Annotated in this window: 17 protein-coding genes; 10 read left to right on the top strand and 7 right to left on the bottom strand. The window is 54.9% G+C overall.

The window, feature by feature from the left end; genetic code table 11:
- Window positions 1-65 precede the first annotated feature (65 nt).
- Both ACTUJZ_RS14500 and prlC read right to left on the bottom strand, forming a co-directional pair.
- Window positions 66-752: a DNA-3-methyladenine glycosylase I gene (locus tag ACTUJZ_RS14500; RefSeq protein WP_463637054.1), complete on the bottom strand. Its 687-nt coding sequence runs from the start codon at window positions 750-752 to the stop codon at window positions 66-68.
- Window positions 752-2,785 carry an oligopeptidase A gene (gene prlC / locus ACTUJZ_RS14495; RefSeq protein ID WP_463637053.1) on the bottom strand — a complete coding sequence of 678 codons (2,034 nt, stop codon included), beginning with the start codon at window positions 2,783-2,785 and terminating at the stop codon, window positions 752-754. Before prlC ends, ACTUJZ_RS14500 begins: the two co-directional genes overlap by 1 nt.
- A 260-nt stretch (window positions 2,786-3,045) precedes the next feature.
- Between prlC and gorA the strand changes: the two genes are divergently transcribed.
- From gorA to ACTUJZ_RS14460, 7 genes are all read left to right on the top strand, one after another.
- The gene (gene gorA / locus ACTUJZ_RS14490) at window positions 3,046-4,395 is read left to right on the top strand and encodes a glutathione-disulfide reductase (RefSeq protein WP_463637052.1); all 1,350 of its coding nucleotides are present in this window, start codon (window positions 3,046-3,048) and stop codon (window positions 4,393-4,395) included.
- Between the two features lie 197 nt (window positions 4,396-4,592).
- Window positions 4,593-7,895 (top strand): amidohydrolase family protein, encoded by a 3,303-nt coding sequence (locus ACTUJZ_RS14485; RefSeq protein WP_463637051.1) that lies wholly within the window; start codon window positions 4,593-4,595, stop codon window positions 7,893-7,895.
- Window positions 7,896-8,339: 444 nt separating this feature from the next.
- Window positions 8,340-9,590 (top strand): HlyD family secretion protein, encoded by a 1,251-nt coding sequence (locus ACTUJZ_RS14480; protein WP_463637050.1) that lies wholly within the window; start codon window positions 8,340-8,342, stop codon window positions 9,588-9,590.
- The gene (locus ACTUJZ_RS14475; RefSeq protein ID WP_463637049.1) at window positions 9,590-11,734 is read left to right on the top strand and encodes a peptidase domain-containing ABC transporter; all 2,145 of its coding nucleotides are present in this window, start codon (window positions 9,590-9,592) and stop codon (window positions 11,732-11,734) included. The genes ACTUJZ_RS14480 and ACTUJZ_RS14475 overlap by 1 nt, the downstream gene beginning before the upstream one ends.
- Before the next feature lie 10 nt (window positions 11,735-11,744).
- A complete protein-coding gene (locus ACTUJZ_RS14470) occupies window positions 11,745-11,999 on the top strand; it encodes a helix-turn-helix domain-containing protein (protein ID WP_463637048.1) in 255 nt (84 codons plus the stop codon).
- Between the two features lie 128 nt (window positions 12,000-12,127).
- A complete protein-coding gene (locus ACTUJZ_RS14465) occupies window positions 12,128-12,313 on the top strand; it encodes a hypothetical protein (protein WP_463637047.1) in 186 nt (61 codons plus the stop codon).
- 48 nt (window positions 12,314-12,361) lie between these two features.
- Window positions 12,362-13,270, top strand: a complete 909-nt coding sequence (locus ACTUJZ_RS14460; protein WP_463637046.1) for an ATP-grasp domain-containing protein — start codon at window positions 12,362-12,364, stop codon at window positions 13,268-13,270.
- Window positions 13,271-13,329: 59 nt separating this feature from the next.
- Here ACTUJZ_RS14460 and hslU read toward each other — a convergent pair whose 3' ends face one another.
- The 4 genes from hslU to priA form a co-directional block, all read right to left on the bottom strand.
- Window positions 13,330-14,658, bottom strand: a complete 1,329-nt coding sequence (gene hslU, locus ACTUJZ_RS14455) for an HslU--HslV peptidase ATPase subunit (protein WP_463637045.1) — start codon at window positions 14,656-14,658, stop codon at window positions 13,330-13,332.
- A gap of 62 nt (window positions 14,659-14,720) precedes the next feature.
- Window positions 14,721-15,245 carry an ATP-dependent protease subunit HslV gene (gene hslV, locus ACTUJZ_RS14450; protein WP_463637044.1) on the bottom strand — a complete coding sequence of 175 codons (525 nt, stop codon included), beginning with the start codon at window positions 15,243-15,245 and terminating at the stop codon, window positions 14,721-14,723.
- 150 nt (window positions 15,246-15,395) lie between these two features.
- Window positions 15,396-15,983: an SPOR domain-containing protein gene (locus ACTUJZ_RS14445; protein ID WP_463637043.1), complete on the bottom strand. Its 588-nt coding sequence runs from the start codon at window positions 15,981-15,983 to the stop codon at window positions 15,396-15,398.
- 131 nt (window positions 15,984-16,114) lie between these two features.
- Entirely contained in the window at window positions 16,115-18,298 is a 2,184-nt protein-coding gene (gene priA, locus ACTUJZ_RS14440) for a primosomal protein N' (RefSeq protein ID WP_463637042.1), read from the bottom strand.
- Window positions 18,299-18,515: 217 nt separating this feature from the next.
- On the opposite strand from priA, the gene rpmE reads away from it, so the two are divergent.
- Window positions 18,516-18,728 carry a 50S ribosomal protein L31 gene (gene rpmE / locus ACTUJZ_RS14435; protein ID WP_463637041.1) on the top strand — a complete coding sequence of 71 codons (213 nt, stop codon included), beginning with the start codon at window positions 18,516-18,518 and terminating at the stop codon, window positions 18,726-18,728.
- Between the two features lie 409 nt (window positions 18,729-19,137).
- Window positions 19,138-20,382, top strand: a complete 1,245-nt coding sequence (locus ACTUJZ_RS14430) for a malic enzyme-like NAD(P)-binding protein (RefSeq protein WP_463637040.1) — start codon at window positions 19,138-19,140, stop codon at window positions 20,380-20,382.
- Between the two features lie 74 nt (window positions 20,383-20,456).
- Here the strand turns inward: ACTUJZ_RS14430 and metJ are convergent, their stop codons facing one another.
- Complete coding sequence (metJ, locus tag ACTUJZ_RS14425) at window positions 20,457-20,777, bottom strand: met regulon transcriptional regulator MetJ (RefSeq protein WP_463637039.1); 321 nt, start codon at window positions 20,775-20,777, stop codon at window positions 20,457-20,459.
- Window positions 20,778-20,925: 148 nt separating this feature from the next.
- On the opposite strand from metJ, the gene metF reads away from it, so the two are divergent.
- Window positions 20,926-21,810: a methylenetetrahydrofolate reductase gene (gene metF, locus ACTUJZ_RS14420; RefSeq protein WP_463637038.1), complete on the top strand. Its 885-nt coding sequence runs from the start codon at window positions 20,926-20,928 to the stop codon at window positions 21,808-21,810.
- Window positions 21,811-21,893: the final 83 nt, after the last annotated feature.

Genomic DNA, 21,893 nt, shown 5'->3' with positions numbered 1-21,893 from the left:
TAAGTGCTGCAAAGTGTACCCAATATTGGCCGGCAACAACAGCCATTTGCCGGATTTTCACCGGCTTAGCGCTGGTTGTTGCCCCAACTTAACGACAAGATCTGGCTTAGCTGGGTCAGTGGCAAGCCGCTTTCTTCGTGCCAGCGCATAAACTGGGCATTCATCGCGGCCAGGCTGCGCTGACTTTGCGCGCCGCCATCAATGACTTCATGCTTGCGCAGATAATCTTCGTTGTCCTGGGACAAGATAAAGGTGTCTACACCCAGGGCTCGCAACATGTAAGGGCCGGTGTTGCCGCCTAAGCGGGCACCGCGCTTTTTGAGCCATTGCCACAGCCCGGTGATATCAGCCGGACCAAAGCTCGCCACAAAGGCACCAAAACTGCCATACTCACGGGCCACATCGGCCACCATTATGGCGTTGTCGCGCACGGTCATGACTTTTTTATAGTTACGCACAATGCGCGCATCGGCGGCTTTGCGCTCCAGCATCTCATCGGGCATCAGCAGGATCTTTTCCACATCAAAGTCGAAAAACACCTCTTCAAATGCCGGCCATTTTTGCTCTATCACCCGCCATACAAAGCCAGATTTGAACACTTGCCGGGTCATGGCGGCTAAAAACCGGTCATCGGGTATCGCGGCCACCTGAGCCGCACTTTTAGGCTGCGCCAGCAGCGCCTGTAACGCGGCTTCAGAGCCTTTGCGTTCACAGGCGCGCTGATAAATGGTGGCAAAGGCCTCTGCCGCCATCAGGCTTTGATCCCGCTATGACGTAACAATGCATCCACCTGCGGTTCGCGGCCACGAAACGCCACAAACAGATCCATCGGCTCGCGGCTGCCACCCATCTCCAGAATATTGTGCAAAAAGGCTTTGCCGGTTTCGCGGTTAAAGATGCCGTCTTCTTCAAACTTGCTAAAGGCATCACTGGAGAGCACTTCCGCCCATTTATAGCTGTAGTAGCCGGCCGCATAGCCGCCAGCAAAAATATGCCCAAAGCTGTGCTGGAAGCGATTAAACTCAGGGGGGGTGAGCACCGCCATTTCCTGGCGCACCTCATTGAGCAGTTGCTGTACATCGACCTTGTCGCCATCCCGCTGATGCAACAAAAAGTCGAACAGGCTGAATTCCAGCTGACGCATCATCTGCATGGCGGCCTGATAATCCCGCGCGGCCAGCATGCGCTCCAGCAAATCCGCCGGCAGCGGCTCGTCATTTTCATAATGGGCTGAGATAAAATTCAGAGCCTCTTCCTGCCAGCACCAGTTTTCTAAAAACTGGCTGGGCAGCTCCACCGCATCCCATGGTACCCCGTTGATACCCGACACACCGGCCACCGACATCTTAGTCAGCATATGATGCAGACCATGGCCAAATTCATGGAACAGCGTCAGTACTTCATCATGGGTAAACAGCGCAGGCTTATCCCCCACCGGACCATTAAAATTACAGGTCAGATAGGCTACCGGTAACTGTAACTCGCCATTGGGCAGCTCCCGGCGTACCCGGCATTCATCCATCCAGGCGCCGCCGCGCTTGTTGGCGCGGGCATATAAATCAAAGTAAAAACTGCCGCGCAGCTGGTCGGCTTCATCGGTGATGGTGAAGTAGCGTACATCCTTATGCCAGGTATCGACCCCCGGTTGCTCCACAATGGATAAGCCGTACAAGCGGTGCACCACATCAAATAAGCCGCGCAGCACAGTATCTTCGGGAAAATATGGACGCAGCATTTCGTCCGAGATGGTGTATTTTTGCTGTTTAAGCTGCTCGCTGTAATACGGCACATCCCAGGCTTGCAGTTCGTCGACGCCCTGCTCTTTGGCAAAGGCTTTGACTTCATCCAGCTCGGCCTTGGCCTGGGGCATCGACTTGTCAGCCAAATCGCGAATAAAACTCACCACCTGGTCGGTGGAGCTGGCCATTTTGGTGGCCAGAGAGCGCTCGGCATAATTATCAAAACCCAGCATTTTTGCCGCTTCGGTGCGTAGCGCCAGAATTTCGTTGATGATCTCGGTGTTGTCCCACTTACCGGCATTGGGCCCCTGATCCGAGGCGCGCGTGGCAAAGGCACGGTACATTTCTTCGCGCAGCTCACGGTTTTGCGCATACAGCATTACCGGCAGATACGAAGGAATATCCAGCGTAAACAGATAGCCATCCAGCTCTTTTTGCTCGGCCGCCTGGCGTGCCGCCGCCAGCGCAGACTCTGGCATACCGGCCAGCGCTTCTTCATCAGTCACATGCTTGGTCCAGCCCATGGTGGCGTCCATCACATTATTGCTAAAGGTGGAAGAAAGCTCAGACAAACGCGCACTGATTTGGGCATAGCGGGCTTTTTTGTCCGCCGGTAACGCCACCCCAGACAGGGTAAAATCACGGATGGTGTTTTCGATATACTTTTGGCGTTGCTCATCCAGGCTTCTGTATCCGTCACTTTGGCGAAGTGCGGTAAAGGCATTGTACAAGCCCTCATGCTGGCCCACCCAGGTGCCGTATTCTGATAACAACGGCAGGCAGCTATCATGAGCCTCGCGCAAGGCATCACTGCTAACCACAGAATTCATGTGCGACACCGGCGACCACATTTTGCCTAAGCGATCATCCACCTCTTCAATTCGCGCCACCACATTGGCGTAGCTGTAATCCCCAGACGCCACCACCTCGTCAATGGTGGTTTTACACTCGGCAATGGCTTGTTCGATGGCGGGTTTAATTTGTTCCGGCGTGATCTGGGAAAACACCGGCAGGCCGTCGACCAGGGTGATGGCAGGTTGTGTCATGAAATTCTCACTTTTATTTGTGTGCGTGCAACAGAATGTAAGGTCCCGGCAGCGGAAAAACAAGTAACCGGCAGTATCTACGTGTGGCAGCACGCTTTGTTCAACAGGATCGGCTACATTACCTTTTTTACATGGTCTGCCAGACCGGTCGTACGTACAAGCAACACAGTGTGCGCATTAACGCAATGCGTGTTTGGATTGAGCCGGGCCCGGCCCCGTGCCACAATACTTTGAATTGGCTTGATAAAAAGCGAGAGACTATGCACGAATTTGATTATATCTGTATCGGGGCCGGCAGCGGCGGTATCGCCTCGGGCAACCGCGCCGCCAAACACGGCAAAAAAGTCGCCATCATCGAAGGCAATCTGATGGGCGGTACCTGTGTCAATGTGGGTTGTGTGCCGAAAAAAGCCATGTGGTTTGGTGCCGGCGTAGCCGAAGCCATCAATCGCTATTCTGAAGATTATGGCTTTGATGTGACCGTAAACAGCTTTAGCTGGCCCACTTTAGTGGCCAATCGCCAGGCGTATATAGAGCGCGTTCACGCCTCCTATGACAAGATGATGGCCACCAACGGCATTACGGTGGTAGATGGCTATGCCAAATTTGTGGATGACCACACCATTGAGGTCAACGGCGAACAATACCGTGCCCCGCACATTACCATTGCCACCGGCGGTCATCCGCGCCTGCCGGATATCCCGGGCGCTGAGCATGGCATCGATTCAGACGGTTTTTTTGCCCTGAAGCAACAGCCTAAGCGGGCGGTGGTCATCGGTGCCGGCTATATTGCGGTGGAACTGGCTGGTGTGTTGCACAGCTTAGGCACCCAGACCGACCTGGTAGTACGCCATCATGCGCCGCTGCGCCATTTTGATAACATCATCTACGAAACCCTGGTGGATGTGATGCATAATGAAGGCCCGACTCTGCACAAACAATCCGGTGTAGAAAAAGTGGAAAAGCGTGACGACGGTGAGCTATGTGTGCATCTGACCAGTGGCGAACAGATCCTGACCGATTGTTTGATCTGGGCCATTGGCCGGGATCCCTCGTCCGATAAACTGGGGCTGGAAAATACCGCAGTTAAAACCGATGATAAAGGCTATATCACAGTCGATAAATTTCAAAACACCAGCGCCGACGGCATTTATGCCATAGGCGATATCACCGGCCAGGTGGAACTGACTCCGGTGGCGATCAAAGCCGGCCGTTTGCTGAGCGAGCGCTTGTTTAACGGTCAGGACAAAGCCCATTTGGATTACTCGCTGATCCCCACCGTGGTGTTCAGTCACCCGCCCATCGGCACCATCGGGCTGACCGAAGACGCCGCCCGTGAGCAGTATGGTGATGATGCCCTCACTGTGTATTCTTCGTCTTTCTCAGCCATGTACACAGCCATCACTAAACATCGCCAGCCCACCAAGATGAAACTGGTGTGTGCCGGAGATGAGCAAAAAGTGGTCGGCTTGCATGGGATCGGCCACGGCATGGATGAAATTTTACAGGGCTTTGCGGTAGCCATGAAAATGGGTGCCACCAAGGCTGACTTTGACGCCTGTGTGGCGATTCACCCCACCAGCGCTGAAGAATATGTGACCATGACCTGACAACGGTCTGGATAAAATACTAACAAGGGGCGCGCACAGCGCCCCTTTTTTTGTTGGCTTCGCCTAAATAGCCCCGCTGTTACAAGCTGATTACATTCAAGGCGATTCGCCGGCTAGCTGCGTTAAGGGGTTTTGCATTGACCGCTAATACCCGATACCTTAACTGACCGTGATTTAGCAATGACTGGAAAATAACAATGATAACCTGCTTTCGTCGCTCTGTACTTGCCCTGGCACTGGGCACCGCCTGTACTTTTGGCAGCCATGCTGAAACAGCAGCCGAGCCCGAATGGGATGTATTGAATCCCCCTTTTGATTTAACCGAAGTCACCATCAACACCGATCAAACCACCTGGTCGAGCCTGTCTGTCTCGCCCGATGGCAGTTACATGGTGTTTGATATGTTAGGTGATATCTACAAGGTCGATACCCAGGGCGGCAAAGCCCAATCGCTGACTGCAGATTTTGGCTGGAATATTGAACCGGCTATTTCGCCCGATGGCAGTGAGATCGCGTTTGTCTCTGACCGTGGTGGCATTTCTAATATTTGGGTGATGGACAGCAATGGCGAAAATCTGCGCCAGGTGTCACAGGAAAAAGCCAATCTGATCCACGCGCCAAAATGGAGTCCGGACGGTAACTATCTGGTGGCGATGAAAGGCATCATGTCCAGCCGCAGTATTCCGGCCGGCGAGATTTGGATGTACCACAAAAGCGGCGGTGATGGCCTGAAGATCAAAGGCCGGGTCAATGGCAAGGCCGACCAGCAAAATATCGCCGATCCGGTATTTTCCCACGATGGCAAATATTTGTATTACACCCAAAACACTGTACCGGGCGCACAGTTTGAATATAACCGCGACCCGCTTAAAGGCATTTTTGCTATCACCCGCTATGACCGTGAAACCGGTGAAGAAACCCGCTTTATCAGCGGCACCGGCGGCGCCATCGTGCCTACCCCCTCACCGGATGGTAAACACATCGCCTTTATTCGCCGGGTGAAAGACAAAACCGGTTTATTTTTGAAAGATTTGACCACCGGTGAAGAGCAGCCGCTGACGCTTGAGCTGGAGCGTGATATGCAAGAAGGCTTTGGCTCAGAAGGCTATTATGCGTATTTTGACTGGATGCCAGACAGCCAGTCGATTGTCTACTGGACCGGCGGTACCTTTCATAAAATTGATATCAACAGCAAAGAAGTCAGCGATATTGACGTGTCGGTTACGGCCACCAAGCAGCTGGCCGACGCCTTGCGCTTTGATGTGGATGTGGCCCCGGATGAGTTTGATGTCAAAATGATCCGCTGGAGTCAAAAATCCCCCGATGGCAAGAGCATGTTGTTCCAGGCACTGGGCAAGCTGTATGTGAAGGATATCGCCAGCGGCAAGACCCGCCGTCTGACCTCACAAAACGAGCATGACGAATACTTCCCGCGCTATTCCAATGATGGTAAACACATTGTGTATACCAGCTGGCATGACCAAAAGCTCGGCGCGGTGCGCATCATTGACGCCAACGGTGGCCAAAGCAAAGTGATCACGCCCGAGCCAGGCCACTATGTGGAGCCCAGCTTTTCTACCGACGGTAAGCTGGTGACCTACCGCAAATTCTCAGGCGGCTACCTGCTGGACCCGAAATATTCACTGGAGCCGGGCCTGTATGTGACTGAACTGGCTGATAGCACCACTACCAAGGTGGCCTCGTCTGGTCACGCGCCACATTTTGCCGGTGACAATCAGCGGGTGTTTTTCACCGAATCGGTCGGCGGCACGCCCTATCCGGAAACCCAGTTTAGCAGTGTCAACCTGGCGGGTGACGATAAGCAGGTCCATCTGTACGGTGCCGATAAGGTCAGCGAGTATCGCTTGTCCCACGATGGCCAGTGGGTAGCCTTTGTACACCAGTTTAAAACCTATGTAGCGCCGTATGTCACCAACGGTAAAAAAGTCACGCTGGGCCCGGACATGACCTCGCTGCCGGTACAGCAATTGTCTGCCCGTGCTGGCGAATACCTGACCTGGCGGCCGGATAATAAAGCCGTCGGCTGGTTCCATGGGCCGCATTATTACGAGCGCGAACTGGCTGAAAGCTTTACCTTTGTGGCGGATAAAGAAGAATTGCCTGAGCCGGAAGCCGACGGCATGAACCTGTCCTTTAAAGCCGAGGCCGATAAGCCCAGCGGGCAAAAAGCCTTAATTGGCGGCACTATCGTGACCATGCGCAATGCCGACAATCAGCAGGAAGTGATTGAAAATGGCGTGGTCTTAATTGAGGGCAACCGCATCAAGGCAGTGGGCCGTCAGGGCGAGATCCAGATTCCTGATGGCGCCATGCGCGTAGACACCACCGGCAAAACCATCATCCCGGGGCTGGTAGATGCCCATGCGCACGGCGCGCAGGGCCGCAATGAGATTATCCCGCAGCAAAACTGGGGGCAATTCTCCAATGTGGCATTTGGGGTGACCACCATTCACGATCCGTCTAATGACACCACCGAGGTATTCGCCGCGTCAGAGATGCAGCGCGCCGGCCAGATTATAGCGCCGCGGATCTACTCTACCGGAGCCATTCTGTACGGCGCCGAGGCCCTGGGCTACAAAGCCATCGTCAACGACTATGACGATGCGTTTTTTCATGTACAGCGCTTAAAAGATGCCGGTGCCATTTCGGTAAAAAGCTATAATCAGCCAGCCCGTACCCAACGCCAGCAGATTTTGCAGGCTGCCCGCGAACAGCAAATGATGGTGGTGCCAGAAGGCGGCGGTAAGTTGCAGCAAAACCTAAGCATGCTGGTGGACGGCCATACCGGCCTGGAGCACAGCTTGCCGATCGAAAAAGGCTACAGTGATGTCACCCAGCTATGGAAAGCGTCGGAGTTTGGTTATACCCCCACCTTTGTGGTGTCGTACGGCGGTATGATGGGCGAAGAGTACATGTACGATCGCACCGAGGTATGGAAAAATCCGCGCCTGTTGCGCTATACCCCATCATTCCTGTTGGATGGCCGGGCCATTCGCCGCCCCACCGCGCCGGATAGCCAGTATAACCATGTGGCGGTGGCCGAGTATGCCAAAACCCTGCGTGAAAATGGCGTCAGTGTGCACATTGGTGCCCATGGCCAGCGCGAAGGTCTGGCCGCGCACTGGGAAATGTGGTTGATGGAACAAGGTGGCTTTACCCCGTTTGAAGCCCTGCGTGCCGCCACTATTGATGGTGCCACCCATCTGGGCATGGGCAAGGACATTGGTAGCATTGAAGCCGGTAAGCTGGCTGATATGGTGGTGATTGATGGCAATGTGCTTGATGACTTAAGCCGCAGCGAGTATGTGGAGTACACCGTACTTAATGGCCGGGTGTATGAAGCCGCCACCATGAATGAACTGGGCAGCAAATCCCCGCGCCAGCCATTCTTCTTTGAGCAGGATAACCAGACCTTTATGCCTGCTGAGACAGAACAGCAGATCAGCGAAAAAGCACACAAATATCACTGGTCGCATTAATTAGCTGTGTAAATCACCTGAAAGCCACCCGTAAGGGTGGCTTTTTTTTGCCTGCTTTTGCCTGTTAGTGCCTTCGCTAAAATCAGCAAATACGCTCCCTCATCTCACACACCCAGCTGTGATTATCATTATTCGGTCATGGCCGTTTAAAATTCGGCCACTCTGCGCAGCATAAGGGCTGCACGCGCATATCGACCCATCAGACAAAGCGCGTCATGCGCAAAATTTCTACAGTTAGGCCATCGGTGATTCATCGATGCGATAACCCTAATCACTGCGTTTCGACGCCGGCCAGGAGGGCTGGATTTGACGGTTATCACCCACGCCTGGCAGAACCGCAGGAGGGCAGCAAGGAGGCAGTAAGGACGCCGCCACGGAGCCCGTTATTCGCAAGGATGCGAACCTGCGATTCTGGCCAGCCTTTTTTTGTCACAGGAAGACATTATGCGAAACGGACTTTTCAGACCTGAAGCGCTGGCCAGCCAGGGCCCGCGCCTGCAAGGCAAAGTAATATTACTGCCCGGCTTGCCCATGCTCACCTGCTGCGTCTTGCTGGTGATTTGGCTGATGGCCGCGCTGGTATTTTTGGCCCAGCATGATTTTCGTCGCCAGGCCACGGTAACCGGCTGGGTAGAACCGGTAGAAGGCGTTGTCAGGATCCCGGCACCCGCCAACGGCGGCCTGGTCACTCAGGTGCTGGTAAAAAATGGTGACACAGTCACCCAGGGCCAGCCATTACTGGTGATTGAGCAAGCCACCGCCCTGCCCGGCGGCGCGCTGGCCCATGAGCAACTGGCAGCAGAGTTTGCTACCCAGCTGGTGATGCTGGACCAGCAGGTAAAACAGGCTGACACGCTATGGGCGCAACAACAGACCCGCTTTATCCGGCGCGAGCAAGCCGCACAGATGACTGAAACCCAGCTAAATAGTTTGCTGACCACCAGCCACCAGCGCTACCAGTTGCTGGCTAATCGTTTTGCCCGGTTACAACCGCTCAGTGGCCAGCACATTGCTCGCAGCGAGGTAGAAATGCTGCACACCCAGGTATTGCAGGCCAAAGAGCAGTGGCAGCAACATCAACATAGCGCCAGCCTGCACGCTCAGGCGCGTCTGGATGCTGTTGCCCAGCGTCAGGAGCAGCAGGTGCAGCATGCGTCGAAACTGGCCAGCCTGGCGCAGCGGCGCAGTGAATTACAGCAGCAGTTGACCCGTCTGGCCAGCCAAACCCAGCAGGTGATCACGGCCAGCAGTGCCGGCACCGTCACCAACCTCAATGTGAAAGCCGGCCAGCCGCTAGCCGGGCAAACCAGCCTGCTTAACCTGCTGCCTGGCAGCGCCCGCTTGCAGGCCCATATGCTGATCCCGGTGCGCGATGCCGGCTTTGTCGCCCCCGGCCAGGCTGTGCAGCTGCGCTACGATGCCTTTCCTTATCAAAAATTTGGCATGCATACCGCACGCGTTGAGCAGGTGTCACGCACGGCGCTGTTGCCCACCGACACCCGTCATCTGCCGGTAGCGGTGTCCGAACCGGTATTTCGGGCCAGTGTGCAACTGGATGAGCAACAGCTTAGCGCCTATGGCCAGGCCATTCATCTGCGCTCCGGTATGACCTTTTCGGCCAGTGTGACCTTAAGCGAACGCAGTCTGCTGGAGTGGCTACTGGAGCCGGTGTTGAGTCTGCGGGGGAATATCTGATGCACAGCCTGACACTGCCAGCGCTTAGCTGGCGCCCTCACCGCCCGGTCCCCATGGTGTTTCAGGCCGAAGCAGCCGAATGCGGGCTGGCCTGTTTATGTATGATGGCCCAATATCATCAGGATGGCCGGGACTTAGGCGCGCTGCGTCAGGAGTTTGGTCTGTCCGGGCGGGGCCTGACCCTACAGCAGCTGATGCAGATCGCCAATGCCATGCAGCTGTCCACCCGCGCAGTCAAAGCCGAGCTGGAGGATTTGCATGAGTTGCAGCTACCGGCAATATTGCACTGGGATATGCAGCATTTTGTGGTGGTAACCCGGGTCACCCGGCAGACGGTTTGGATCCAGGACCCCGCACTGGGTCTACGCAAATTAAGCTGGGCACAGGTTAGCGAGCACTTTACCGGTATTGCGCTGGAAGTCTCCCCTACCGCCGCTTTTGAGCCAGCCAAGCCCGGCCCACGGCTGACCTTGCGTCATTTTTGGCAGCATGCCCTGGGTATCAAACGCAGCCTGGCGCTGGTGTTTGTTTTATCCATTCTGCTGCAACTGTTTGCCCTGGCCAGCCCCTATTATATGCAAACTGTGATTGATGAGGTGCTACAAAGCCAGGCCGCGGGACTGCTCACAGTACTGGCGCTGGGCTTTGGCCTGCTGTTATTAATTGAAACCCTGACCGGCTGGTGTCGGCAATGGGTGATCTTAGGCTTTGCCTCACGCCTGCAACTGCAGATGTCGCACAATTTGTTTGCCCATCTGCTGCGCCTGCCGGCTGATTATTTCAGTAAGCGGCACTTGGGCGATATTGTCTCGCGCTTTGGCTCCCTCGGGCAAATTCGGGATCAACTGACCACCGGCCTGGTGACCACAGTGCTGGACGGCATCATGGCGCTGCTTATGTTGATAGTAATGGCGCTATACTCGCCCACCCTGACCCTGGTGGTCGTTGGCTGTGTGGCGGCATTTGTGCTGTTACGGCTGGTGACCTACCGGCACCTGGCGCAGCTCAACACCGAGCAACTGCAAAATCAGGCCAAGGAACAGTCGCATTTTATGGAGTCCATGCGCTCTATTGTGACCATCAAACAACTGGATTATCAGGCTCAGCGTCACAATCAGTGGGCTAACCATCTGACCAGCAGTCTCAACAGTGCGGTGCGTATTGGCAAAATCGACATCCATATCAACACGATTAATCAGCTGCTGTTCGGGCTGGAAAATATTGTGGTGGTGTATCTGGCCGCCCATGCGGTGATGGACGCGGCATTAAGCGTGGGCATGCTGTATGCATTTATGAGCTACAAAAGCCGCTTTACCAGTGCCGCTTCCACTCTAATCAACCAGCTGATTCAGCTACGCCTGTTGCGTGTGCATCTGCTGCGCCTTGCCGACATGGTGTTTTGCCCGGCTGAACCGCAGCAACGTGCCAGACTGCCCGAAACCAGCACAACCGGCGCCGCCAGCTTAAGCGTCAGCGGGCTGGGCTATCGCCACGGGTCGCTGGAGGCTGAATTATTCAGCCAAGTCAGTCTGGAGATCCCGGCCGGCGCCTGTGTGGCTATTGTCGGGCCCAGCGGGGCCGGCAAAAGCACCCTGCTTAAATGTCTGATGGGATTGATTCAGCCTGGAACCGGCACCGTGACCTGCGATCACCAACCGGTGCATGGCAACCCGACATTTCGCCAGCACAGCGCGGCGGTGTTGCAGGATGATGCCTGTCTTAGCGGCTCCATCATGGCCAACCTGACCGGTTTTGATGAGCAGCCCTGCCCTGAGCGCATGGTCTGGGCGGCCCGGCAGGCCTGCCTGCATGACGATATCCTGGCCATGCCGATGCAATACCAGACCCTCATCGGTGATATGGGCAGCAGCTTAAGTGGTGGCCAGCAGCAGCGTCTGCTATTGGCTCGGGCGCTCTATCGTCAGCCGCGCATTTTGTTTTTAGATGAAGCCAGCAGCCACCTGGATGTGGCCAACGAAGCGCGCATCAATGCGCATCTGCAAGCGCTGGCCATCACCCGCATCATTGTGGCGCACCGCCCCGACACCATTGCCATGGCCGATACGGTTTATGCGCTGGAAAACGGGCAGCTGCGGCGCATTGATAAACCGGCTCAGCCTGTAGCTGGGCCATTAATTTCATAAGGAGAGACGCATGCATAATCTACCCCCACAACCCCATATCTGCCTGGACAGTTTGTCCAAACGCGAAGCCGAAGTGGCTCGAAAAATCATTCAGGGCCTGCCCAACAAGGTGATCGCCAGCGATTTGTATATCAGTGAGCGTACCGTGAAATTTCACTGTGCCAATATCTATCGCAAGCTCAGCATCCGCAACCGCGCGGCGCTGATGGCCGGCTATTTTCACCATGTCTATGCCAGCCCGGTGACCTTGCGCGCTGCGGTATAAGCTACTGACATGCTGCACCCATTGAGCCGCACAAACCGCTCCAAGGTACAGCTGTCAGCCCGGATATATCCGGTAAAGTAATAGTGACCCTGGTGGTCGATTATCCATAACATCAAGGAGTGATGACAATGACAACCCATACCATTTATGTTTACGAAGTAGACGCCGAGGAAGCTGCGCACATCAGCGGCGGCAACCTGATGGTGCCCAGTGAAGTCGCCATGGCAGTCAATTTAAGTTTAAAGCCCATCAAGTATTACACCCTGGCCATCGGTGAAGACGGTGGTGATATGCCTGAACTGATGTGGATGTAACCAGTAACCGCCGGCCATAGCGCCGGCGTTATTTTGCCAGGATATACTATGACCAATATATTAATTTTAGGTACCCGCCAAAGCCCGGAAACACAGGCGCTGTTGCAACAATTGCAGGCCCGTGATGTCTGCTGCTGTGTGTTCAATAATGCCTGGTACCCGGGTCAGGTAAAACTCAGCTGGTCGCCGGATAGCGGTGTAGGCCTGCTGCATGAGGCAGATCATACCTGGGCACTACCCGACTTTAGCGCCGCCTTTTGGCAGCAATGGCAAACCGCCGCCGACGATGAGACCAAGACCTCGGTAACCAGCCAGAAAAACCAACAAGCAGTATTAAGCACCCTGCTATATACCAGTGAGTTTATCTGGTATAACCCGGTCAGCGCGATTCAGTTTCACCACCGAAAACCGCAGCAGTTATACCTTGTACGCCAGCTGGGCCTGCGCACGCCAGCCACCTATGTGGGCAATTATGCCGCTGATGCGAATGACTTTGCCCGCCGCCACCAGCACATTGTGTTGAAACCGGCCCATGGCGGGGGGTATTGCCGCCGGCTCACCGCCAGTGATTATTCTCTCGCGCAGTGGCAGGCTGCGCTGGCCGCAGCCCCGCTTACTGTGCAGCAATTCATCAGCGGCACCAATGTGCGCAGCTATGTGATTGGCCAGCAGGTGCTCAGCGCCGAGTTACGCTCAAATCATGTGGATTTTCGCACTGACATTCACACCCGGTTATGCCCGCACACACTGCCTGACACAGTGCAGCAGCATGCGATTCTGGCCTGCCAGGCACTGGGTATGCGCTGGACCGCCATCGACTGGCGGCTCACGCCGGAAGGCGAGTACGTGTTTTTAGAAGCCAACCCGGCGCCATATTTTTGCCAGTTTGAAGCAGCCTCGGGACTGCCTGTTACCGCCACCCTGGCTGATTTGCTGTGTGGCGACGAGCCCGACTAGCCGGCACAAAAAAAGCCGCCCGGGTGGGCGGCTTGGCAATGGTTTAAATACCGGTGCGCTTACAAGATAAAGCGGCTCAGATCTTCGTTGTCCACCAGAGTGTTTAAGTGGCTATCGACATAGTCTTTGTCGATGGCAAACGACTCACCGGATTTTTCAGAGGCATCATACGAGATATCTTCCATCAGGCGCTCCAGCACCGTGTGCAGACGGCGTGCACCGATATTTTCGGTTCGCTCATTGACCTGCCACGCCGCCTCAGCAATGCGCTGAATGCCTGACTCGGCAAAATCAACAGTGACCCCTTCGGTGGCCATCAGGGCGCGATACTGCTCGCACAGTGAGGCATTGGGCTCGGTTAAGATGCGTTTGAAATCATCCACCTTCAAAGCGGATAGCTCGACCCGAATTGGCAAACGCCCCTGCAATTCCGGGATAAGATCCGACGGCTTGCTCATCTGGAACGCGCCTGATGCGATAAACAAGATATGGTCTGTTTTGACCATGCCATGCTTGGTAGACACCGTGGAGCCTTCCACCAGCGGTAGCAAGTCCCTCTGCACCCCTTCGCGGGACACATCACCAGACTGGTTGCCTTCGCGTTTACAGATCTTGTCAATCTCATCCACGAACACGATGCCGTGCTGTTCCACTGCTTCGATGGCTTTTTCTTTTAAATCTTCCTGATTGACCAGGCGCGCAGCTTCTTCTTCAATCAGCAACTTAAAGGCTTCTTTGATTTTCAGCTTTTTCTTTTTCTTTTGCGAGCCAGACAGATTCTGGAACATGCCCTGCAGCTGATTGGTCATCTCTTCCATACCCGGTGGGGCCATGATTTCCACGCCCATCTGCGACTGTGACACATCAATTTCAATTTCTTTGTCGTCGAGCTGGCCTTCACGCAATTTTTTGCGGAAGTTCTGGCGGGTGCCGCGATCTTCTACTTCTTCTTTTTTGCCCCAGGCATCTTCTGGCGGCGGCAACAGCACATCCAGGATGCGATCTTCGGCAGCCTCTTCGGCGCGATAGCGCACCTTGGTCATCTCGCGCTCTTTGGTCATCTTGACCGCAATATCGGCCAGATCACGGATAATGGTTTCAACTTCTTTGCCTACATAGCCCACCTCGGTGAATTTGGTGGCTTCTACTTTGATAAAGGGCGCATTGGCCAGCTTGGCCAGACGCCGGGCAATTTCGGTTTTGCCCACTCCCGTAGGGCCAATCATCAAAATATTTTTAGGGGTGACTTCCTGGCGCAGCTCTTCAGGCAGCTGCATCCGGCGCCAGCGATTACGCAATGCAATAGACACCGCGCGCTTGGCATCCTGCTGGCCAATTATGTGGCGGTCCAGCTCGTGAACGATTTCTCTTGGAGTCATTTCAGACATGAAAAAAACCTTCTTTCTACAGGCGAAGGCGTGCCGCCTTCGCGCTTATCATGGGGGCTGGCTTAGTAGTCCAGCACTTCAATGGTTTGACTATGATTGGTAAATACGCAGATATCACCGGCGATGCTTAAACTTTTTTCGGCAATTTCTTTGGCCGACAATTCGGTGTTATCTAATAGCGCAGTCGCGGCTGCCTGGGCGTAGTTGCCGCCAGAACCCAGCGCAATCAGATCCTGCTCAGGCTGCACCACATCCCCGTTACCGGTAATGATGAACGAGGCAGTTTCGTCGGCCACCGCCAGCAGCGCTTCTAAGCGGCGCAGCGCACGATCCGTCCGCCAGTCTTTGGCCAGCTCAACTGCCGCCCGGGTCAGATGGCCCTGATGCGTTTCCAGCTTGGCTTCAAAGCGTTCAAACAGCGTAAATGCATCGGCGGTACCACCGGCAAATCCGGCCAGTACTTTGTCGTGATACAGGCGGCGCACTTTGCGGGCATTGCCTTTCATCACCGTATTGCCCAAAGAGACCTGGCCATCCCCTGCCATGACGACCTGATTATTGCGTCTTACAGAAACGATTGTTGTCACGAGTCTTCCCCATTGGTGGGTGGGGCGCAGCATTGCCGCCCCAACAATTTTACACAGTGAAAGATAAGTGGGGCGCTGTGGCAGGATTTCAAGAGTGGCCGAACGGCTTGTACATTTTGCCGCCGGCCACGGCTGACCCGGGCTGCTTGCTTACAGCGACCAGGTCAGGATCATGCAGGTAGTAATATTGATTTTGCGCAGGGTATGTTTAGCCCGTTCGGCATCCCGTTTGGTTTGCAGCGGGCCTAAAATCACTCTGAACCACTGGCCATTGGTGCCGCGGGTATCCCGGATCTGCGCTTCTAAGCCCTGAAAGGCGATATTGGCTTTCATTTCTTCGGCCTGGGCACGGGTACGAAACGAGCCGCATTGCAGCAAATACAGTTTATCCGATTGTTGCTGCTCGGCCACTTCCACTTCGACCTCATAGCCAGGCAGAGATTTGATGTATTCCCATTCTTCTTCAGGCATCTCCGGTAAGGCATCTTCCGGGGTGCGGCTCACCGGCGGCGCTACCGGGGCATCCACCTCATCCGGTGCACTGCCGCTGATGGACCATAAAAACCACACAAACGCAGCGAACAGAAGCACCACGATGGCCAACCGGATTTTTGATAGCGTGCCGGCACTGGCCCGGCCCGGAGGCGGCTGGCGGCTGTTACGGGTGGCTTTTTTGGGTTGTTTTTTGTTTTTATTCTGCGATCCACGACCGCGAGATACATAATCGCGTTGAGCCATATAAGGCACTCATTCCTCTGCTAAGCCGTCAGATAAGCATTCTGACCGGCGCATAGTTTACCCTAAAAGCATCCCTGAATGCTGCCCGTAATTCAACCATAGCGTGTGTGCAGCCACAGCTGTTATATCGACTAGCTAAAGTCGGTGGGGTCGACATCCACCGACCAGCGCACCTTGGCCGCCAGTGGCAGGCTGCTCACCTGGGGCAAGCCTAGGCGCACACATTCGTGCAGTTGTTTGCGCTTATCCGACTGGATCAGCAGCATAAAACGAAAACGGCCCTGGCGTTTTTCGATCAGACACGGCATCGGCCCGATAATACGCACCGCGTCTTGCTGCAAGGCCTGACTGGCCTGTTGCAAAAACGCCCAGGCTGCCTGCCCGTCCAGCGCTTCAGCCCGCAGTGCCACCTGGCTGGAAAATGGCGGTTGCTGTGCCATTTTGCGCTCCAGCAAAGCATGGCGGGCAAAATGGCCATAGCCGTTGTGGATCAGATCCTGTAACAACGGATGCTCCGGGTTATGGGTTTGCAGCCACATTTCGCCCGGCTTACTGGCCCTCCCTGCCCGGCCAGCCAGCTGGGTCACCAGTTGCGCCAGTTTTTCTGGCGCGCGGTAATCCGCGCTAAACAGCGCACCATCACAATCCAACACTACCACCAGGGTCACATGAGGAAAATGGTGGCCTTTAGATAAAATCTGGGTGCCAATGAGCAACTGATATTGCTGCTCGTTGATGGCTTTAAGCAGCGCCGGCAGCTTGTCTTTGCCTTTAATGGAATCACTGTCGATGCGCACCTGTGCCGCATCCGGAAACAGCTGGCCTAAGCCTTGTTCCAACTGCTCAGTGCCGATACCTTCGGTCATCAGTTCCCGGTGACCGCACTGTTCACATTGCCGGGGGATAGGCCGGGTAGCTGCACAATGGTGGCACTGCAACCGCCGCTGCACCTTATGCACGGTAAAGGGCCGTTCGCAGCGCTGACAACTGTCGGTGTGACCGCATTTATGGCAGACCAGCGCCGGGGCAAAGCCGCGCCGATTGACAAACACCAGCACCTGATTGCCTTGCTGCAAATGCTGGCGCATCAGGGTCAGGGTGCCGGCCGCCAGGCCAAACTGCATAGGCTGGTTTTTTATATCCAGCACGTGTTGAAGCGTGGCCTGGGCGCCGGCAGCCCGTCGGGTGAGTTGCAGGTGCCGATAGCGCTTGCTCAAAGCATTATTCAACGATTCCAGCGACGGCGTGGCCGAGCCTAACACCAGCGGGATACTGTCCTGCTGGGCACGAAGCACCGCCAGGTCGCGGGCATGATAGCGTAAGCCGTCCTGCTGTTTGAACGACTCATCATGCTCTTCATCCACAATCAGCATGCCTGGGTAGCGTAGCGGGGTAAAGATGGCCGAGCGGGTGCCAATGATGATCCCCAGCTCACCGGCGCGGGCCTGCTGCCACACCGCCAGGCGGGTACTGTCGGTGATTTGGGAATGCAGCACGCCCACCTCAATACCAAAGCGCTGGGTAAAACGGGCCACTGTTTGCGGGGTCAGGCCAATCTCCGGCACCAGAATCAACACCTGTCGACCGGCCAGTAACACTGATTCGATGGCCTGCAGATACACCTCGGTCTTGCCACTGCCGGTCACTCCTTCGAGCAAAAACGGGCAAAATTTGCCTTGCTGCTGCACAATGGCGGTAATGGCCAGCGCTTGTTCCGGGTCGGGACGAGGCGCCCCAGTCGGGGCAAAATCGGTCAGCCAGCGCTGCGGCTGAGGGCTGGTGGCACGCCAGTCCTGTTTAATCAACTCCCGCTCTTGCAAGGCTTTGAGCACTGCGGCTGAATAATCACTTTTTAACACCTCTGCGCGACAGGCCTGCTGTTGCAGCTGCGCCAGGCAGGCTTGCTGACGTGGTGCCCGCGACAATCTGGTCGCGTCGGTTGCCTGGCCATCCGTGGTCACCTGATACCAGCATTCGGCTGCCGGCTCAGCCGGCTCGCCCTTGCGCAGTCGCACCGGTAAAGCAGTATGCAGTACTTCGCCCGGGCTGTGATGATAATATTGCCATAGCCAGCGACACAGATTAAGGATGGCCAGGCTGAACACCGGTTCGGCGTCCAGCACCTCGTCAATGGCTTTGAGTTTGGTGCTATCCTGCTCGCTCTCTTCCGCCGCTCGGTGGCCGGTGACAATGCCCACCAGCTGGCGCCGGCCAAAGGGCACCAGCACGCGCACCCCGGCTTCCAGCGACGAAGGGTGGGTGTAAGAAAACATCTGGCGTAGTGGCACAGGAACGGCGACATCAATCAGGATCATGGTGCTACTGGGTATCCAAATACAGGTCAAACGCCCGATGCAGCATGGCCCCGGGCCTGGTTATTTTTAACACACCTACTTGATTCAGCGCGCGCCATACATTAATATGCGCGCCTCTTTACGGCAAGGCCGCTTTGGTGGTGTTGCCATTATTTGTATAACGTATGGTGTTCAGCTGCGGGCTGGATAGCGATACGGCCTTTTTTTGAGGTTTCCCATGAAAAACGATATCCATCCAAAATACGAAGAAATCACAGCATCATGCTCGTGCGGTAACGAAATCAAAGTTCGTTCAACTGTAGGCAAAGATCTGAATCTTGATGTGTGCTCAAACTGCCACCCTTTTTACACTGGTAAGCAGCGTAACGTTGACACCGGTGGCCGTGTTGACCGCTTCAAGAAGCGTTTTGGTGCACTGGGCAAAAAGTAAGCCTGGTATCAGCCAATCTGCAAAAAGCGCCTTCCCGGCGCTTTTTTTGTGCCTGGCGGTTGGCCAGCTCTCCACAGCCTGACTCTCCTGCACGCTTATCACTGATAGCACCCTCTGCTTATATTATCACTGTAATGAATACACAACATAGTCGCACAACACTGGCTGTGGCCCGGACGGACTTTTATATTTCTATTACCTGTGCTGCACGCTGCACGACCACGTCATCTGATATGTGTTAGCCACAGGGCTGTGCTACAGTGGCGATGAACAAAATCTGGCTGACAGATGGGCTGCCCGTCTTGACTTAGCATGGATTTGTATATTAAACAGGCAAAGACCTGTCTTTCACAAACCGCATAGTGCGGTTTGCTGTGCCCTAACCCTACACATAAAGGACATAGTATAAATGTCAGATTTCAGACAACGCGCGCTTGATTATCATGCCAAGCCCACGCCGGGAAAAATCCGGATGGAGCTGTCCAAACCGGCCGAAACGGTGGACGATCTGTCCCTGGCCTACAGCCCCGGTGTGGCTGAACCAGTCCGGGAGATCGCCAATAACCCGGATGATGCCTATCTGTACACAGCCAAAGGCAACACGGTGGCGGTGATCAGTAATGGCACCGCTATCCTGGGCCTGGGCAATTTAGGCCCGCTGGCATCCAAGCCAGTAATGGAAGGTAAAGCATTGTTGTTTAAACGATTTGCCGGGCTGGATGCGATTGATATTGAGGTTAAACATCGTACCACCGAAGAGTTTATTAACACCGTAGCCAACATTGCCGACTCCTTTGGCGGCATCAACCTTGAAGATATCAAAGCGCCAGAATGTTTTGAGATAGAGCAAGAGCTGATCAAGCGCTGCAAAATTCCGGTGTTTCATGATGATCAGCACGGCACCGCGATTGTTACCGCGGCCGGTATGCTTAATGCGCTGGAAATTCAAAATAAGCAAATTGAAGATATCACCATTGTGTGTATGGGCGCCGGCGCTGCCGCGGTAGCCTGTATGGAGTTGCTTATCACCTGCGGGGCGCAGCGTGAGCGCATCTATATGCTGGATCGCAAAGGGGTCATTCATACCCGCCGGGAAGATCTGACCGAGCACAAAAAGCTGTTTGCCAACAATACCGATAAGCGCACCTTAGAAGATGTGATGGATGGTGCGGATATTTTTGTCGGGGTGTCGGGGCCGGATTTGCTGCCGCCGGAAACCTTGGCGTTGATGGCTGATAATCCGATTGTGTTTGCCTGCTCCAACCCGGATCCGGAAATCAAGCCAGAGCTGGCCCACGATGTGCGCAGCGACCTGATCATGGCCACCGGACGCTCGGACTATCCAAATCAGGTCAATAATGTGCTGTGCTTTCCGTTTATTTTTCGCGGCGCGCTGGATGTGCGGGCCAGTGCCATCAATGATGAGATGAAAGTGGCTGCGGTAGAAGCAATTCGTCAGATATCCCGTGAGCCGGTGCCCGATGAAGTGTTGAAAGCCAGTAATTCCAGCAAGCTGGAATTTGGCCGCAATTATATTATCCCCAAACCGATGGATCCCCGCTTGTGTAGTCGTATCGCCACTGCGGTGGCCAAGGCTGCGATTGCCTCTGGCGTGGCCCGGCTGGACTCGCTGCCATCACATTATACGCCCTAGCTGCTTTAGCCGCCCTAGCCGCCTTAGACACTCGGGCGGCTAGTTTATCTGCGCAGCCGGCGCCATCCGGTTGCTCAGGCTTCGTTTTCAAAACTGGGATCGATGCCCATTTCTTCCATCAGCCGGCGCGCTTCGGCAGGCACCCGATTCGGATTGTCTTTACGTAAATCATCATCGTTTGGCAGCGGCTGGCCGGTAAAGGCGTGCAAAAATGCCTCGCACAATAATTCTGAATTGGTGGCATGACGTAGATTGTTAATCTGGCGCCGGGTGCGTTCGTCGGTCAGTTCTTTTAATACAGTGATGGGGATCGAGACAGTGACTTTTTTAACCTGCTCGCTTTTTTTGCCGTGCTCAGCGTAGGGATGAATATAGTTGCCGTTCCATTTTGCCATTACAAGCTCTCAAATTCGCGGTTCTTTATTATGAGCGGAAATTCTAACCATTGTGGAGAAAAGGTCAATTGAGCAGTGTAAACCGCTTGACGTCTAGACACATATTATCTAATTTAGACGTCTAAACGGCCATAAAGAGAATTTGCTGATGGTGTCTTTTGCCCAGGGGATTGATGCCCTGAACCAATCCTTATCCGAGCTGCAGGATATCCAGGTATCCTTTGAGTTTTTTCCGCCCAAATCGGAAAAGATGGAACAAACCCTGTGGCGCTCGGTGGAGCGGCTGGCCCCGCTTAAACCTGCATACATGTCGGTCACCTACGGGGCCAACAGTGGCGAGCGCGACCGCACCCACGATGTGGTCAAACGTATTCATCAGCAAACCGGCGTGCCGGCGGTACCGCATCTGACCTGTGTGGATGCCAGTAAAGCCGAGTTGCAGCAGATTGCCCGCGATTACTGGCAAACCGGGATCCGGCGGATTGTAGCGCTGCGTGGCGACCTGCCGCCCGGCACCGAAAAAACCGATATGTATGCCTCAGATTTGGTGTCATTGCTTAAAGAGGTGGCGGATTTTGATGTGTCGGTAGCGGCCTATCCGGAAAAACACCCTGAGGCGCCCAATGCCCAGTTTGATTTGCTTAACCTGAAACGCAAAGCCGAAGCCGGTGCCAGTGAAGCCATCACTCAGTTTTTCTTTGATACCAGTGTGTTTTTGCGTTTTCGCGACCGCGCTGCAGCCGCAGGCATCGATCTGGACATTGTGCCGGGGATCCTGCCGGTGACCAATTATCAGACCTTAGTGAAATTTGCCGGCTTTACTAATGTGCATGTGCCGGGCTGGCTGCATAAGATGTTTGACGGTGTGGCCGAGGATGATCAAACCACTCGCAATCTGTTAGGCGCCAATATCGCCATGGAACAGGTCAAAGTGCTGGCCAAAGAAGGGGTGAAGCATTTTCATTTTTATACTCTTAATCGCAGCGAACTCAGCTATGCCATCTGCCATATGCTAGGCGCGCGGGCCGGCTAAACCCGCGACGGCCAATAATTGCACTGTTGAAGCCGGGCAACTCGCGCTACACTGGGCGGGTATGGAAGAACTTTCAAGGAGTT

The organism is Alteromonas sp. WD8-37 (genome assembly GCF_055326825.1).
Note: the sequence above shows the minus strand (reverse complement) of the source record. Positions and strands in the feature narration are given on the sequence as shown.